The 15921-nt window shown below is 27.9% G+C and carries 17 protein-coding genes; all 17 read right to left on the bottom strand.

What is annotated here, in order from left to right; translation table 11 throughout:
* Positions 1–62 precede the first annotated feature (62 nt).
* The gene (gene saoA, locus EPJ79_RS05295; RefSeq protein ID WP_147738701.1) at positions 63–833 is read right to left on the bottom strand and encodes an ABC transporter ATP-binding protein SaoA; all 771 of its coding nucleotides are present in this window, start codon (positions 831–833) and stop codon (positions 63–65) included.
* 11 nt (positions 834–844) lie between these two features.
* On the bottom strand, positions 845–1660 hold the full coding sequence (saoP, locus tag EPJ79_RS05300) for an ABC transporter permease subunit SaoP (protein ID WP_147738702.1): 816 nt from the start codon (positions 1658–1660) through the stop codon (positions 845–847).
* The gene (gene saoB / locus EPJ79_RS05305; protein WP_147738703.1) at positions 1612–2436 is read right to left on the bottom strand and encodes an ABC transporter substrate-binding (seleno)protein SaoB; all 825 of its coding nucleotides are present in this window, start codon (positions 2434–2436) and stop codon (positions 1612–1614) included. The genes saoP and saoB overlap by 49 nt, the downstream gene beginning before the upstream one ends.
* Before the next feature lie 65 nt (positions 2437–2501).
* The gene (gene saoX, locus EPJ79_RS05310; protein WP_147738704.1) at positions 2502–3707 is read right to left on the bottom strand and encodes an ABC transporter substrate-binding subunit SaoX; all 1206 of its coding nucleotides are present in this window, start codon (positions 3705–3707) and stop codon (positions 2502–2504) included.
* 69 nt (positions 3708–3776) lie between these two features.
* On the bottom strand, positions 3777–4229 hold the full coding sequence (gene saoC, locus EPJ79_RS05315) for a Cys-Cys-COOH (seleno)protein SaoC (protein ID WP_147738705.1): 453 nt from the start codon (positions 4227–4229) through the stop codon (positions 3777–3779).
* Positions 4230–5321 (bottom strand): efflux transporter SaoE, encoded by a 1092-nt coding sequence (gene saoE / locus EPJ79_RS05320; RefSeq protein WP_147738706.1) that lies wholly within the window; start codon positions 5319–5321, stop codon positions 4230–4232. It lies immediately after the preceding gene.
* Between the two features lie 7 nt (positions 5322–5328).
* Positions 5329–5592, bottom strand: coding sequence for a thioredoxin-like (seleno)protein SaoT (saoT, locus tag EPJ79_RS05325; RefSeq protein WP_147738707.1), 264 nt, complete (start codon positions 5590–5592; stop codon positions 5329–5331).
* 658 nt (positions 5593–6250) lie between these two features.
* On the bottom strand, positions 6251–7117 hold the full coding sequence (locus EPJ79_RS05330; RefSeq protein WP_147738708.1) for a hypothetical protein: 867 nt from the start codon (positions 7115–7117) through the stop codon (positions 6251–6253).
* Positions 7118–7127: 10 nt separating this feature from the next.
* On the bottom strand, positions 7128–8327 hold the full coding sequence (gene pncB / locus EPJ79_RS05335; RefSeq protein ID WP_021959544.1) for a nicotinate phosphoribosyltransferase: 1200 nt from the start codon (positions 8325–8327) through the stop codon (positions 7128–7130).
* Between the two features lie 10 nt (positions 8328–8337).
* Complete coding sequence (locus tag EPJ79_RS05340) at positions 8338–8556, bottom strand: AtpZ/AtpI family protein (protein ID WP_147738709.1); 219 nt, start codon at positions 8554–8556, stop codon at positions 8338–8340.
* An 18-nt stretch (positions 8557–8574) separates the two neighbouring features.
* Positions 8575–9477, bottom strand: a complete 903-nt coding sequence (locus EPJ79_RS05345; protein ID WP_147738710.1) for a M23 family metallopeptidase — start codon at positions 9475–9477, stop codon at positions 8575–8577.
* Between the two features lie 71 nt (positions 9478–9548).
* Positions 9549–10475: an N-acetylmuramoyl-L-alanine amidase family protein gene (locus EPJ79_RS05350; RefSeq protein ID WP_147738711.1), complete on the bottom strand. Its 927-nt coding sequence runs from the start codon at positions 10473–10475 to the stop codon at positions 9549–9551.
* A 168-nt stretch (positions 10476–10643) separates the two neighbouring features.
* The gene (locus tag EPJ79_RS05355; protein ID WP_147738712.1) at positions 10644–11843 is read right to left on the bottom strand and encodes an ABC transporter substrate-binding protein; all 1200 of its coding nucleotides are present in this window, start codon (positions 11841–11843) and stop codon (positions 10644–10646) included.
* Between the two features lie 36 nt (positions 11844–11879).
* Positions 11880–12704: an ABC transporter permease gene (locus EPJ79_RS05360; RefSeq protein WP_147738713.1), complete on the bottom strand. Its 825-nt coding sequence runs from the start codon at positions 12702–12704 to the stop codon at positions 11880–11882.
* A complete protein-coding gene (locus tag EPJ79_RS05365; RefSeq protein WP_147738714.1) occupies positions 12701–13519 on the bottom strand; it encodes an ABC transporter permease in 819 nt (272 codons plus the stop codon). Before EPJ79_RS05365 ends, EPJ79_RS05360 begins: the two co-directional genes overlap by 4 nt.
* A complete protein-coding gene (locus tag EPJ79_RS05370) occupies positions 13519–14577 on the bottom strand; it encodes an ABC transporter ATP-binding protein (protein ID WP_021958412.1) in 1059 nt (352 codons plus the stop codon). Before EPJ79_RS05370 ends, EPJ79_RS05365 begins: the two co-directional genes overlap by 1 nt.
* A 594-nt stretch (positions 14578–15171) precedes the next feature.
* A complete protein-coding gene (locus EPJ79_RS05375; RefSeq protein WP_021959794.1) occupies positions 15172–15654 on the bottom strand; it encodes a GNAT family N-acetyltransferase in 483 nt (160 codons plus the stop codon).
* Between the last annotated feature and the right edge of the window lie 267 nt (positions 15655–15921).

Below are 15921 nucleotides of genomic sequence, written 5' to 3' on the forward strand. Positions count from 1 at the left end.
TTTCATTTTTTATTCTCCTTTGTTTAAAATTAAATTATCTATATTAAAAGAACAAACGATATTTAATCCATAACTTTTTTTGAAAAAGCTTTTTTTAAATTATTTGTAAGTTCAATAATATATTCTAAATATTCTTTGCTTTCCCTATCTCTCGGATGATTCATATTTATCTTTATATCCTCTATTATAGAGCCTTTATTTGAACTCATAACTATAACTCTATCGCTTAAATATACGGCTTCTGAAACATCATGCGTCACCATTAAAACCGTATTATCTCCGCTTTTTACTAAAGATAATAATTCATTTTGCATATGCTCTCTTAATTGCAAATCTATAGCTCCAAGCGGTTCGTCAAGTAATAATATTTTAGGATTAGACGCTAAAGCCCTAACTACTGCGACTCTTTGTTGCATTCCTCCCGATAAAGATATTGGATATTTATCCTCATGCCCGTTAAGGTGAGACATATTTAATAATTCTTTTAATCTATTTTTCTTTTCTTCTTTAGTCATTTTTTTAAATTTTAAAGAATAGAGTATATTTTTAGCCACAGTCATCCAAGGAAATAAAGCATAATTCTGAAAAACATAGCCCCTTTCCGAAGAAGGTTCTCTTATTATTTTATTTTCAAGATAAATATTACCCGAAGTGGCTTGCTGAAAACCTCCTATCATAGTAAGCAATGTCGTTTTACCGCATCCCGAAGGACCGAGCAAAGTCACGAATTCGCCTTTTTCTATTTCAAAACTAATATTCTTTAATACTTCCGCATTTTGAGATTTTTTAGATTTAAAAGATTTGCTTACATTATCAACTTTAAGAATAGCCATATATCAATTTCCTATTTAAATCTCCATGAAGTAAGTATTTTTTCTATAAACAGAAGCATTCTATCCATAGCAAATCCTATAATAGCCGATATTATCATAAGAGCGTATAATCTTGGCGTTTCAAGTCTCTGCTGAGCTTCGATTAATATAAATCCAAATCCTTTGCTTGTAGCTATAAATTCGGCGCATATAACGCTCATCCAACCTAATCCTAAAGCGAGTCTGCATCCCGTCAAAAAAGAAGGCAATGCCCCAGGAAGTATAATATCTATCATTATATTCATATTATTAGCTCCCATACTTCTTGCCGAATTAATATAATTAACATCTATGCCTCTAACTCCGTCTATAGTATTTATTATAAGCGGAAATATAGCGCTCATTGTTATTAAGAATATTGTCGGACCGTCTCCTAATCCAAACCATACTATAGACAAAGGCACCCAAGCCATTATTGGTATTTGCCTAATAGAATTTATAACGGGCGATATTGCAAGTAGCATTCGCTTTGAATATCCCATTATAAGCCCTAAAGGAAGCCCTATAATACAACTTATAATAAATCCTTTAAAAACTCTATTCAAAGTTATTAATAAATTACTAACTGTCGCAGGGTCAATCCAAGAGCGAAAAAATTCTTTGCACATTAATATAAAATCTGGAAGCAAAAGATTATTATCTATTTTTTTAGCGAGAAAAAACCATACAATCATAATGAGAATCAATACGGAAAAACTGTATAATTTCATTAAAGGGCTGCCTCCCGCATTTCCCAAATTTATAGTTTTGTTTTTATTTTGTTGAATCGAACTTTCATTTTCTTCCATAAATCAGTTTCTCCTTTAGCATCAGAAATTCCTAAATAACTGCCTATCATATCCGATAAAATATTATCGTTTTGAATATCGTCAACGGCGTTATTATAAGCTTTAATAAAATTATTAAGCGTATCTGAGCCTTTTAATTTTTTTGAAGCTACTAAATAATAATCTACTTTATCCGTATTTATCATTTTAAATTTAGCGTTTTTAATTTTTAAAGCTAAAATTATATCGGTAAATATGGCGTCAACTTCTTTTTTCTCCAACGCATAAGGCAAAGCGGTAGAAAGCATTGGATAGTAAGACGCATTAGGATATACGGATTTTAAAATAGATTCTTGCAATAGCCTTTTATTCATATATCCTATATTTTCAGGTTCTATATTTTCATAACTTTCGTCAAAATAAACCAATATATTTGAGCCTCTAACTATAGAATCTACTATAAAATAATTAGTGTCCACTCCCAAAAATTTTGCGGATGCATCTGGACATAGAATCGCCATATCGACTTTACCAGACATAAATGCAAATTCGGCTTGAGCGCCGCAACAATCCATAAGCTCCGTATAATCGAAATTAGACAATTCTATATTTGTATTTTTATTTTTCAAAATATACGACATCAGCATACCCGAAGCGTCCGTTCCGCAAGCTATAATTATTTTATTAGTCATAATATAAGAAGCCGAATTATCGGAATTAGCGTTTTTATTGCAACCGATAATTATTAAAATAACGGTAAACATTGTAAATATAATAATATTTTTTAAGTATCTCATTTAATTTAATCTCCTAATTTTTTTAATATTTAATTTTTTCGTTTTTTATAAGTTTAATAAATTATTTAAACTCCAGTTTTTTCAATTATATTATCTACCTCAACGGCTTTAGCTCTCCATTCCTCATAACTCATACCTAAAGGAAATATTGGGTTAACTTCTTCTTCTATAAATTTATCGAAGTCTTTAGCGCCAGAGTTGTTAAAATATGATAAATCAATGTAATCGTCTATATTTAACTGATTAATATCGTTTCTCACTCCTAATCGTCTCATTGTTTTCATTTGATTATAAACATATTCTCTATTTAATTTCCATGTAATAGTTCTGCCTTCTTCGTTCAATTTTTTCCATAAAGTCATAAGCCCTACTTCTAAAGGAACATTATAGTTTTTTGCAAATATTTCAGCGGCTTTATAAGGATGCAAATACATATATTCTACAGATATAGCATGGGCGAGTAATATTCTTTCGGCTAATTTAGGATGAGCTTTTGCAAAATTATAATTCATACATATTTTACAACAAGTGCCATGTCCGTCTATTTCTCTATCGGTATTTTGTCTTACTAATATTTTTCCCGTATCTTCATATTCTGCCATAGAACCCCAAGGGTCGCAAGCTCCATAACCGTCCAACTTTCCCAACTTAAAAGCAAAATAAGAATCGGAATCGCTCATTGAAAAATTTTCATAATATTTTGTATCTCTCGGAATATTCAAATCTGCGCTCCATTCAGCCCAATTTAAATTTTCCGTTTCGGCATTAGCTCCCATAGAAATTCTTTTACTTAATAAATCTTCAGGCTTATTTATATTTTTAGCGACTACAAAATATTCCGCTCCTCCAGTATGATTTTCAGCCGCTATAAAGAGCGGAACTTTATTTTTTACCGCATTTAAAGTGGTATTAAAAGAAGCGTAAGCCACATCCATTTTTCCCGCGCTCATAGCTTCGGGAACATTACCGTTTCCCGTAACGGATACTTTTAAGCCCAAAGCTTTAAATATACCCGTATCTTCTCCCACGCAAGCCGCCGTCATATGGTCGCAGTCATAATAACCTAAATTGATAACATAATCGCTATCTTCTTTACTTAAAGGCTCAAGATTATATCCCGAAACCAAACTTTGAACATCTTGCGGAATAGCATTTTCGCTACCGCCTTCTTCTTTTGCGCATGATACGATTGCAAAAATACTAAATAATGCAATCGTTAAAACAGCGAAAACTCTTTGGACTTCCCAAAATTTTCTTTTTAAAAGTCTCATTTTAAATCTCCTTTTTATAAAAATTATTTTTTATTATAATTACATACTTATTTATAAATATGCAAATTATTAGCAACATCTTTCCATTCCGCTTTCAAATAAACTAATAAACTCTCCGTTTTCAAGTCTATATACCGCAAAACCTATATTAGCTCCTTTCTGTCCTGAAACCAAAAACTCGCAAGGTTCAATTTCGTCTATATTGTAGAATTTAATAATATAGTTTTCTATAGGCGCAGGTATAGGATTTGTTATAAGTATTTTTCCTTTTTCATCCGTATATATTCCTATTAATTTATTTGAATTATTCGATTCTCTGTATATAATAATTAAATCGGATATATTATCTCCGCTAAAATCTCCTTCTAAAAAAGTTAATATTTCTTTATCGTTATACTTATTCAAATATTCTTTATATAATTCTATATTTTTTATGCCATCCAAATTCTCTTTATTGTTTTTATTATTATATTTGCAACACACAATAAATATGCCTAATATTATAAATAATAGATTTCTCATTTATATATTTCCTCTAATACTTTTTAATTTATTCTTTACAACTATAAACCAAGAATAAATACCCATAAATAAAACGGCAAAGGCGCATATATTTTTAAACCATACGGGAAAAATTATATTTATATTATTAGCTATCTCTATTTGTCTTTTTGCGTTTGACAAATTAAATATTGGAGTAAAATTGTCAAATAATAAAATATTCGTTATATATCCTATAGATATTCCAAAGAAAAGCATAGATAAAATATATATCAATAAACTTCTCTTGCCTATAAGTTTATATATGCTAATCAATTCCGATATATTCGTTGCAACTCCCGTTATTAAAAATGTTATTGCTATGCCAGGCGAAGCTCCAGCAGATATTAAAGCCGCTATAAAAGGAATATGTCCTAACGCGCATACATACATTATACATCCTATGGCTGTTATTCCTACAATAGACACAAATTTTGGATTGCTTAAATATTGCATTACAAAAGATTGAGGTATTACAATTATTAATAATGTTCCTAAAAAAGTTCCTACCAATATAAACCTGCTTATTTCTATACCAAGCGTATTAAATCCCCAAATAATGCCATAATATAACTTTTTATACCATTTGGTTTTATCAATATAATTATTTTCTGGTATTTCGATATTCATATTTTGCAATTTCAAAACTTCTTTCGATATTAACTCCTCTCCGCCAAATAAATTTCCTAGTATTCCTATTATTATTGGAATCGATACTCCGCATATAACATATATAATTGCAATTTCCTTGCCAAGCATAGCGAAAGCCATTATTATAGCCGCTGGATTTATTATAGGAGTCGCCACAAGAAATGATAAAGTAGGTCCCAAATATGCTCCCGTTCTATATATACTTAAAGCAAGAGGAAGAACTCCGCAACTGCATATAGGCAATAAACAGCCCGATATCGTAGTTTTTATAATAGACGATATTTTTTTATTTCCTATTTGCTTTTGAAGTTTTTGAGGCTTTATGAAGGCATGTATTATTCCCGATAAAATTAAACTGATTATTATCCACTCTGAACTTATAACAAGAAAGTCCCAAAATACATATAAAAAATGCATAACCATATTTTACCTAATTATTTATATTTTCTATAGCCGCTTTTATTTCTTTTTCTATAAGTTTTTTATTTAAAATCTCGTATCTATTTTTTCCGTTTATTATTAATGTTCCTCTATCTATAATTCCATATTTTTGTATATAATCAAAATCTTTACCAGCATAATATATTTTTAATTCTATTTTATCCCTATATTGATTATAAAGTTCATTTAAATATGAAGAATAACCATCGCAAGTCGAACATGTATTTATAAATTCAACTAACATTTTAGACATATAAAATCCTTAAAAATTAATTTAAATAATTGTATTATTAATAAATTAAATATTTTATTAATAATAAAAAGAATAAAGAAAATAATAATAAAAATTACTATTTCTCAATTTGTTTGAATATGCTCACGGCATACTATAGATTATGAATGCTCGGGAAAAGAGTATTGATTATAAAATAACATTAGCTTAAATAAATATCGATTCATTTTATCACTCTCATTGTTTTATGTTATTGATTATAATACATTATAAAATAATAAAGTCAATATATAAATAAAGCGCCCTCCGTCTGCAACAAACGAAAGACACCAAAATTATAGGAAATACAGAGGATTTGAGAATAATCCTCTGTATAAGAAATACTCAAATTTAAAACTCATTCCTTTTTCTTAATTAATAAAAATAGAAACAAAAAATATAAGTAAAATTTCTATATTCTGTATAAAGAGAATAAAATTCCCATTGCTTAATTTAACTGTTAATGTTTTAGCCGAAGGTGGACTCTAGTCTATCTTTGACATCAAAAAAGTAAGTGTAATTTTGTATACTTTTCCCAAAGTGACACGGAGCATTAAAAAATAACTTTTTAGAGTTTTTAAATTTCGTTTATACTTAAACCTTTATATTTTAAAATTTACATTCGCTTTTAATAAAAAAATTAATTAAAATCATAATATAATTTATATCTATCAATCAAATATTTATCGCCGTAAAATATTAAAGCTATATAATATTTTTGTCCGCTCTTAAAATCTGTGTATAATTTATTTTTAGATTCTTTAATATAATTATAATCTTTATCAAATAAAATCATATCGATATCTTTTTTGTGTTCTAAAATAATATTTATAGAAGAGTTTATATCCGTTTCGTTTTCTATCAAATAAAAATCTATATCGATTATATTTTCGCTTTTTAAATAAGGTTTAATATTTTCGTCAATATTATTATTTATATCGCCGTTATAATTTTTTATAAAATAACCATAAATAATTTGATTAGGATAATCTATTATATTCGCTTTATTAAAATTATCGTTATTTTCTATTTCATTTTTAAAATTATATTCGTTTTTAAAATTAAAACTTATATCATATTTTATTTTTTTATTTTCTTCTAATTTATCCGAAGTCAATTTAAATAAAAATCCGTTTTCATTTAAAATCAAATCTTTCATTTCAATAATTCCATGATAATTTAAAATATCTTTAGTTTCTATTTTGAATAAAATTTTTTTAGCTTCATTGTCTAATATTTCAAAAATTATATTATCAAAATAATTCTCCGCTTTTATAGAAAAATCCATTATAAATCCGTTAGTCGGACTTATTTTATAATAATCAATATCTTCAAAATCTAAATTCGCTTTAATTAAAATATTTGAATCTATAAATTGAGCGTATTCGTGGCTATCGTTTGGTTCTATTTCATCTCTCTCCGTTATATCCCTATTAGATTTACTGCATTCGAATAAAAATAACGCGATTAAAAAACATATTATTATTTTATTTATTTTTAATGTCATTTTATTTTTATTATTCCTGCGAAACGATTTTTAAATAATGCAAAAATTCTTTATCTTCGCAAATAGTTTTTCCATTGTCGTCCGATAATTTTGCAACAGGCTTACCGTTAACGCTTTGAAGTTTCATTACTATATTGAGCGGTTTTGCAATCGGCTTAAAATCGTTCATAATAAAAGTTCCTATTCCAAAAGTTACATTTGTTTTATCTTTAAACTCTTTATATATTTTATAAGCTCTTTCAAAATCTAAACTATCGCTGAATAATAAAGTTTTTGTCATAGGATTAATTCTTAACTTTTCGTAATGATTTAAAACCTTATAACCCCATTTTATAGGGTCGCCTGAATCATGCCTTATTCCATCGTAGAGTTTTGCAAAATATAAATCGAAATCTCTTAAAAATTTATCCGTTCCCAAAGTGTCGGATAACGCTATTCCCAAATCTCCTCTGTATTCATTAACCCAAGATTGAAGCATAAATTTTTGACTTTCTGCAAGTCTCACTTTATCCAAAGCCTGCCCGACTTGATAATATTCATGAGCGTTAGTGCCAACCGCGAGTATATCGTATTTTTTTGCAAAATAAACATTGCTTGTGCCGACAAAACATGATTTTGGAATTTTCTTTTTTAGAATGTCAATAACTTTATCTTGCCAATTAAAAGAAAATCTTCTTCTTGTTCCAAACTCCGAAAATTTAAAACCTTTATTTTCTTCATGCATTGGTATTAATTCGTTTTCAATTTTTTCTTTTAAATTTTTCTCCCCCTGTTTATAAACCGTTTCTTTTTTATTATTTTTTATAACCGAATAATAATAATATATTTCGCTTATCATAGATAATATTGGTATTTCCCATAATATAGTTTGATACCAAGGTCCTTCAATTTCAACTGTGAGTTTATTATTATTGAATAAAGCTTTTATATGTTCTTCTAAAGGTTTATATAATTTTAAAAATTCTATATAATCTCTTTTTATAAATCTTAACGAAGATAAATAATCTAATTCTTCTTTATTAAAATGTATCGAGCAGAAATTTTTTATTTGATTTAATAATTCTTCATGCATTTCATAAGTCCAATTTAAAATATTTCTACTTTTGAAAACATAACGAACCCAAACATTTGAAAATTGTCTTAAAGCGCATTGTTGCATAGTGAATTTATATAAATCTGTGTCGAGTAAACTAATTATTATAGGTTTCATAATAAGTCCTTTAATTTTTATCGTTTCTGCCAATAATTTTAGAAATTTTATAAAGTCTGTATATTCCCGAAATAAAACCGAAAAATATTCCGACTATAATAAACAAAGGCGAGCTATTTAATTTTTTATCAATATAATGTCCTACAAATGCGAGTCCTAATATCATACTTGCAAATTCGATTCCAAGAGAAGCGTATTTTATTCCGTTTTTTAAGTTTTTATTTTTCATAATAAATTCAATCAATTTTTAATTTAAAGATGTAAAGATTAAAGGATTAACATTTTCCGAAGCCAATTTTAATTCGTATTCAAATACTCCCGTTTTTGCATTTCCTATAATCTCTCCTTTTTTTAAATCCTTATCTTCCGACACAAAAGAGGTTGCAAGCCCTCTGTAAGTCGTTATTATTCCAAATTTATGATAAATTACAATCGTAAAACCTTTGTTATTATCGTAATATATGTTATTAACCGTTCCAGTGGCGGTGCTTCTTATCACAGTTCCAGCTATAGTTTCAAATCCTATGCCTTTAGATATTAAAGAATCTTTTTGATAAGGTATCGATATTACCGCATATCTAGAATCTATAGGCAAAATTGACGGAACGGATTCTAAAGCGCTATTTTTTGAATTTACATTAACTTTCAATTCTTCCAAATAACTTTTTAACTTTTCAAATTCTTCAGCTCTTGCGTTTATAATAGCGGTTTTTTCTTCAAAATCATAATTAGTCAAATCGGCATTATGGTTTTTAATATCGTTAGCTTTCAAATTATTAACTAAATTAAGCATATCCGCTCTATAATAATCGTTCGTAACAAGAGAATTAAATAAAATTTCTAAAGAATCTATCTCTTCAAGTTTATCGTTATAGCTTCCCGATAATATTTCTATTTTATTCGCTATTATAGTGTTTTTAGTTAAAAAAGAAAAAGTTACAAGCAAAGCTCCAGATATAATAATTACAAGAATAATAATCGCGTAAACGGGCAGAGATAGAGTAATCGTTTTCTTTTTTGAATGCGGAATAAACATAAAATAAAGTCTATGTTTAAGAAATTTTGCAAATCTATCAAATCTTTTAGAAGACTCTGATTTTTCTTTTGTTATATATTTATAATTTCTTTTTTTCTTTTTATTCTTATACATATTTTTTATAAATAATTTTAATTTCAAAATTTATAATATGATTTTAACTATAATATTAAATTTTATCAATATTAATTAATATATATGTCTTTCAAAGCTTCGTATATTTTTTGAGATATTTCTTTTAAGGCTTTATTTCCTCCAAGTTTCCAATCATGAATAAAACCCGCTTCAACCATAACGGAAGGAACATCTTTTTTAAAAGTTTTTTTATTATATTCAAATTCAAACTCGTCTCCCAAAACTATTAAACCTCTTATTGATATTCCTTCTTTTAATAAATTATCTCTGTCATAAAAATTCCATACGGATTGTGGAATATATCTGTCTAAAGCTATAGTCGGAGAGATTTTATAATTTTCTTGCATTCTTTGAGATATCCTATTCGCTATTTGCATTGAAACATTAAACTCTCCGTTATAAGGACTTACTATAACATGAAAGCCTTCGGTTTTTGCTCTTCTATTTGTATAAGGCATATAATCAAAATGCAAACTTAATAATAAATCGTAATTATTATCAATAGCATAATTTCTAATAGCGTATAATTCAATAGTTTGATATCTCGTTAAATTTTCTAATTTGATATCTCTTCTAATTTTTGTTTCATATATTCCCAAAAGTTTTTGATAATTATTAGTCATATATTCTTTTATCTGACTTGAATAATAATCTCCGTCTCTGCTTAAAAAATATTCAAATCGATTATCTTCGTCAAGTATTCCCGTTAATTGTTTTGCCAATCTTAAAGTCATATAATATTCGTATCCAAGCCAACCTACGCTTCCTTTAGTGGCTGCGTTATGTCCAGGGTCTATCAATATTTTAATTTTATTATTTTTAGGCTTAATATTTTTTCTGATAGAATTATCGTTTTTTTTAGCTTCGCTTTCTTTTTTTATATTATTATCTGCCGTGACTATTACCGATACAAAACCTACTATTATTAAGATAATAATAACTACTGAAAAAATTATAAAATGATTTCTATTTTTCATTATTATTTTTATATTCGGATTTTTTAGATAATATTTTATTTAATAATGCATCTTAATTTGAAAAACTTACTAATTATAAACTATAAAATCATTACAATTTAAATATTAATTAAAGCTAAAATGCTTAAAAATTATTTATATAATCATAAAAAATATAATTTTATTTTATTAAATTACTCTCTTTTTCTTCTTTCTCAACACAATTATAACGATACATAAAGCCACTACGATTGCCAAAGATAAAGGAACAACCCAACCTCTATATGCAATGTCGTTTGATAAAATTTCATTCCAAAGTTCTTCCATTAAAAGATTAGTCTCTTCGGGCAAAGTTATATAAACTTCGCAATTATCAAGTATCTCATTTGGAGTATAAATTATTTTATTATTTTTCGTCTCTTCGCTCATTATCTTTAAAGCTGCGTTATTCGGCGAAGCGTAATTAATATATTCAATATTTGCCAATGCAACCTCGCCTTCGCATAAAAAATTAATGTAAAGTTCGGCAGCTTCAATATTTTGAGCGTTTTCGGGAATGCATAAAGCGTCCACAAAAAGATTAGCGCCTTTTGGAGGAATAACGAAATTCAAATTATCGTTATTATCAATCATAGTCAAAGAATCTCCCGCATAATAAACGCCAATAGCCGCTTCTTCCGATTCCATTTTATCGTAAATCTCATCCATAACATAAGCTTGCACTAAAGGTTTTTGCTCTTTTAAAATTCTTGCGCATTCTCTTAATTCGCTTTCTTTTGTAGTATTTAAAGAATAATTTAAATAAGCTTGAGCGACTCCAAAAGCGTCTCTCGGATTATAATACATAAGAATTTTTCCCGCATATTTTTTATTAAAAAGAATATCCCAATCTATTTTTTCTTCATCAACCAATTTTTTATTATAAATTATTCCATTCACGCCCCAAGTATAAGCTACAGAATATTCGCCGTTCGGGTCATAAATCTCTTTATAAAATCTCGGTTGAATATTCGTATAAGCGGGAATATTTTTATAATTTAATTTTTGAATCAAATTTTCTTTAATAAGTTTTGCTATCATATAATCGGATGGAATTATTATATCGTAAGCTATTCCTCCCAATTTTAATTTTACATAAAGCTCTTCATTTGAGGCAAAAGTAGAATAATTAACTTTTATTCCCGTAAGCTCTTCAAATTCTTTATTAATATTTATAGAATCATCCGAACCGTCAGAAATATATTCTCCCCAATTATAAACATTTAGAATCATATTCTGCCCTTTAAACTTTTGATAATATTTAAAATCTAATTTGCTTATATCCAAAGTTTGCGGAATTAAAATAGCTTGAATTGAAATAAATAAGAATAATAATTTTTGTAGTTTCATTTTGAAATCTCCTTTTTTTAATAATTTAATTTTTATTTAATTTTTATTTAATTTTCTTTTTAATTGAATTAAATATTTTTCTTTTTTAATCTCTTTTAAATTCATTACAACAAGACTTACAAGAACTATAACGAATATTACTGTAGAAATGGCGTTAATTTCGGGACTTATTCTCTTTCTTGTCATAGAAAAAATTGTAATCGGCAAAGTTTGAGATGTTATTCCCGTAGTAAAATAGCTTATAATAAAGTCGTCCAAAGAATAAGTTAAAGCCATAAGAAAACCAGCGATTATTCCAGGCAATATATCGGGTATAACGACTTTCCAAAAAGCTAAAAACGGAGGACATCCTAAATCTAAAGCCGCTTCGTATAAACTGTTATCTTGTTGTCTTAATTTAGGCAAAACATTTAATATTACATAAGGCGTATTAAAAGTTATATGAGCGAGTATTAAAGTAGTAAAGCCGAATTTCAATTTCATTATAACGAATAAAAGCATTAAAGAAACTCCCGTAACAATTTCGGGATTTATTATCGATATATAAGTTATTCCCATAATCGCGCTTTTCATTTTTTTATTGAAATTTCCAATTCCAATCGCCGCCATTGTTCCAAGTATCGTGGCTATTATCGAAGAAATTAAAGCGACTATTATAGTATTAACAAATGACTGCAATATAAGTTCGTTTGAAAATAATCTTTTATACCATTCTAAAGTAAATCCCGTCCAAATTCCTCTTCCTCTAGCTTTATTAAAAGAAAAGAAAATAAGAACCGCAATAGGAACATATAAAAACAAAAATATAAAAGCTATATAGCATCTTAAAATAATTTTTTTGAAAACGGCTTTTTTTATCATAATAGCATATCCTTAATTTCTTCATCGTTATCGTCTATCTGTTGCATAAGCATAATCGCACATAAAGATATAACGATTAACACCAAACTTATTGCCGAACCCAAATTCGGATTATAAGACATTCCTAAAAATTGCATCTCTATTAAATCGCCTATTAATATATTTGAACCGCCTCCAAGCATTCTTGAAATTACGAAAGTGCTTACCGCCGCCACAAATACCATTGTAATTCCAGCCGCCATACCAGGCAAACTTAAAGGAAAAACCACTTTATAAAATACATTAAAAGAATTAGCTCCCAAATCTTGCGATGCTTCTATTAAACTTTTATGTATTTTAGTCATTACAGAATAAAGAGGGAGAATCATAAACGGAAGATAATTATAAATCATTCCTATTAAAACAGCCCATTGAGTGTTTATAAGTTTCACGGGAGATAATCCCATGAAAATAAGCGCTTTATTTATAAGTCCGTTTTGTTCTAAAATGCTCATCCAAGCGTAAGTTCTTAAAAGAAAATTCATCCACATAGGAAGCATTATCAACATTATAAGCGCATGTTGAATAGTTTTACTTTGCCTTGAAATATAATAAGATAAAGGATAGGCTAAAATCAAACATATTAAAGTTGATATTAAAGCGAGTATAATCGAACGCATTATAACGGGAGCGAAAGCCGAAACGCTTGCAAAATTATTTACGGTAAACTCTCCGCTTTGATTAGTAAACGCAAAATATATAACCAAAATAAGAGGAATTAAAGTAAAAATTAAAGTCCAAATTAAATAAGGCATAGCGGGAATTTTTTCTTTCATTATATTAAAACCTCCTCTGCTTCTCTTTTCATAATATGTATATTTTCTTTTGCAATATCTATTCCAATTTCGCTTCCTTCTTCCCATTTTTCAGTGGAATGAATTATCCATTTATAGCCATGCGCGTCTAATATCATTTCATAATGCACGCCTTTAAATATTGCCGATTCAACCAAACCCGATATATTAGCATCTTCTGGCGGAATCACTATTATATCTTCTGGGCGTATAACGACATCGACTTTTTCTAAACTTTCAAATCCTTTATCAACGCAATCGAAAATATAGCCTGCAAATTCTACAGAATAATCGGCATGCATTATTCCGTCAATTATATTGCTCTCGCCGATAAAGTCCGCTATAAAAGCGTTTTTAGGTTCGTTGTAAATATCTTGAGGAGTTCCTATTTGAAGAATATCGCCGTCTTTCATAACCGCGACAGTATCGCTCATTGTAAGCGCTTCTTCTTGGTCATGCGTTACATAAACAAAAGTTATTTCCAAAGACTGCTGAATTTTTTTAAGTTCAATTTGCATTTCTTTTCTTAATTTTAAATCCAAAGCTCCCAAAGGTTCGTCAAGCAAAAGAACTCTCGGCTTATTTATCAAAGCTCTTGCAATTGCGACTCTCTGCTGTTGTCCGCCTGAAAGATTATTTATATTTCTTGCTCCGTAATTTTCCAAATTAACCATTTTAAGCATTTGATAAACTCTTTCTTTAATTTCCGATTTATTTACTTTTTTTAGATTGAGTCCGAAAGCTATATTTTCAAAAACATTTAAATGCGGAAATAAAGCGTATCTTTGAAAAACCGTATTCACTTCTCTTTTATAAGCGGGCATATCGTTTATAACTTTTCCGTCAAAAAAAACTTTTCCAGAATCTGGTTTTATAAATCCCGCTATCGTTCTTAAAATTGTTGTTTTGCCACAGCCCGAAGGTCCGAGCAAAGTTAAAAATTCTTTGTCTTTTATTTCCAAATTAAGATTTTCTAAAATAGAATTTTCGCCGTAAGAAACATTAATATTTTGTAAGGAAACTATTATATTGCCGTTCATTTAAAAACTCCCTATGCGTTATTTTTTGGGATAGCTTAATACTTATATACTAATGTATAAAACACAGTTTACTCGTCGCTACCCGCATAGGGTTTTTTCGTTCCAGCAATATTATTTTTAATGATTGCCTTTCTTAGTCAACAGATACACCTGCAAAGAATATCCATTTACCGCTATCGCCGATTATTTATAGAATATAGTATAATATAAATAAAAATAATGCAATAGTTAATTTAGATAAATATTTATTAAAAGTGGGTTGTTTCGTTCGACAACGGCGGACTTTAGTCTCACTTACGATGACGGGAAAAACAATTGCTTCGTATTTTATTAAATGCTTGCAATTACAATATTTCTAACGGAAAAGTTAAGTTTTCCGTTATGGAGTAATAACCGAAGAATTAAATTTGAGGTTATGTATTATAATAACAATGGGATTTAGCTTTACTTACAGCCCACAGAGTGTGTGTCCATTTGGGAAGTCCATTGTGAGCTATTGAAAATAAAAGCGCAAGATATAGATAAACGCACAAAGGATTAAAACCGCTTGTTATTCGGAAAGTTAATTTTAAATGTTTTATAATAAAATATAAATTAAAAAAGAGTTAACTCGCCTTCTTTACTTCCGCCTGAATCGTCAAATTCTATACTCACATCTTCCGAATTATTTCCTTTAAGCGCGTCCTCAAATATAGGAGAGTTTATTAATCTATTATATCCTTGATTTGTAGCAACCTGTTCAAAACTAATTTCGGGATTTATTTTTATTGCATGAGCGATTAATAATTTTCCGAAACCGCTTCTTCTATAAGGATAACTTATATAAATATATTTAAGCATATTTTCTTTATTTATATAATAATATCCTTCAATTCTTCCGTCTATAGTAAGCAAACCTATATTTTTATTATTAGTTTGCATTATTTTGAAAAAATATGGTTCGGTATAAACTTCTTCTTTATTGTCTTTTATTTTAATATTATGAATAAAATTAACAAGTTCGTTTTTATATAAACTATTATATTCTATAACTATAACCGAAGGATATTCTTCATGTTCTATTGTTACGATTGGCATATTCTCTCCTAAAATATAAAAATATAACTCTATTATAATATCGGTAATATTTGCTAAATTTATAAATCTTATATTAATAATATAATAATAAATAAAAAATGAAATAGATAAATTAAAAAATATTTATATTTGACGATTAAAGTTTTAGGTTTATTATTTCGTTGATACATTAAATAAACTCTATCATTGCGAGCCGAACGAAGTGGAGGCGTGGCAATCCAGAATTAAAAAAGTTAACTTTAAAAATTTAGTTTTATTAATAAATGA

Source organism: Brachyspira aalborgi, assembly GCF_008016455.1.
In the GTDB taxonomy this organism is placed as follows: domain Bacteria; phylum Spirochaetota; class Brachyspiria; order Brachyspirales; family Brachyspiraceae; genus Brachyspira; species Brachyspira aalborgi.

Coding starts and splice junctions, on each gene's coding strand:
- saoP (WP_147738702.1), bottom strand. CDS start 1,660: ATGGAAGAAAATGAAAGTTCGATTCAACAAAATAAAAACAAAACTATA.
- saoT (WP_147738707.1), bottom strand. CDS start 5,592: ATGTCTAAAATGTTAGTTGAATTTATAAATACATGTTCGACTTGCGAT.
- saoC (WP_147738705.1), bottom strand. CDS start 4,229: ATGAGAAATCTATTATTTATAATATTAGGCATATTTATTGTGTGTTGC.
- EPJ79_RS05345 (WP_147738710.1), bottom strand. CDS start 9,477: ATGTATAAGAATAAAAAGAAAAAAAGAAATTATAAATATATAACAAAA.
- EPJ79_RS05365 (WP_147738714.1), bottom strand. CDS start 13,519: ATGAAAGAAAAAATTCCCGCTATGCCTTATTTAATTTGGACTTTAATT.
- saoB (WP_147738703.1), bottom strand. CDS start 2,436: ATGAGATACTTAAAAAATATTATTATATTTACAATGTTTACCGTTATT.
- saoE (WP_147738706.1), bottom strand. CDS start 5,321: ATGGTTATGCATTTTTTATATGTATTTTGGGACTTTCTTGTTATAAGT.
- EPJ79_RS05330 (WP_147738708.1), bottom strand. CDS start 7,117: ATGACATTAAAAATAAATAAAATAATAATATGTTTTTTAATCGCGTTA.
- EPJ79_RS05360 (WP_147738713.1), bottom strand. CDS start 12,704: ATGATAAAAAAAGCCGTTTTCAAAAAAATTATTTTAAGATGCTATATA.
- EPJ79_RS05370 (WP_021958412.1), bottom strand. CDS start 14,577: ATGAACGGCAATATAATAGTTTCCTTACAAAATATTAATGTTTCTTAC.
- pncB (WP_021959544.1), bottom strand. CDS start 8,327: ATGAAACCTATAATAATTAGTTTACTCGACACAGATTTATATAAATTC.
- saoX (WP_147738704.1), bottom strand. CDS start 3,707: ATGAGACTTTTAAAAAGAAAATTTTGGGAAGTCCAAAGAGTTTTCGCT.
- EPJ79_RS05350 (WP_147738711.1), bottom strand. CDS start 10,475: ATGAAAAATAGAAATCATTTTATAATTTTTTCAGTAGTTATTATTATC.
- EPJ79_RS05340 (WP_147738709.1), bottom strand. CDS start 8,556: ATGAAAAATAAAAACTTAAAAAACGGAATAAAATACGCTTCTCTTGGA.
- EPJ79_RS05355 (WP_147738712.1), bottom strand. CDS start 11,843: ATGAAACTACAAAAATTATTATTCTTATTTATTTCAATTCAAGCTATT.
- saoA (WP_147738701.1), bottom strand. CDS start 833: ATGGCTATTCTTAAAGTTGATAATGTAAGCAAATCTTTTAAATCTAAA.
- EPJ79_RS05375 (WP_021959794.1), bottom strand. CDS start 15,654: ATGCCAATCGTAACAATAGAACATGAAGAATATCCTTCGGTTATAGTT.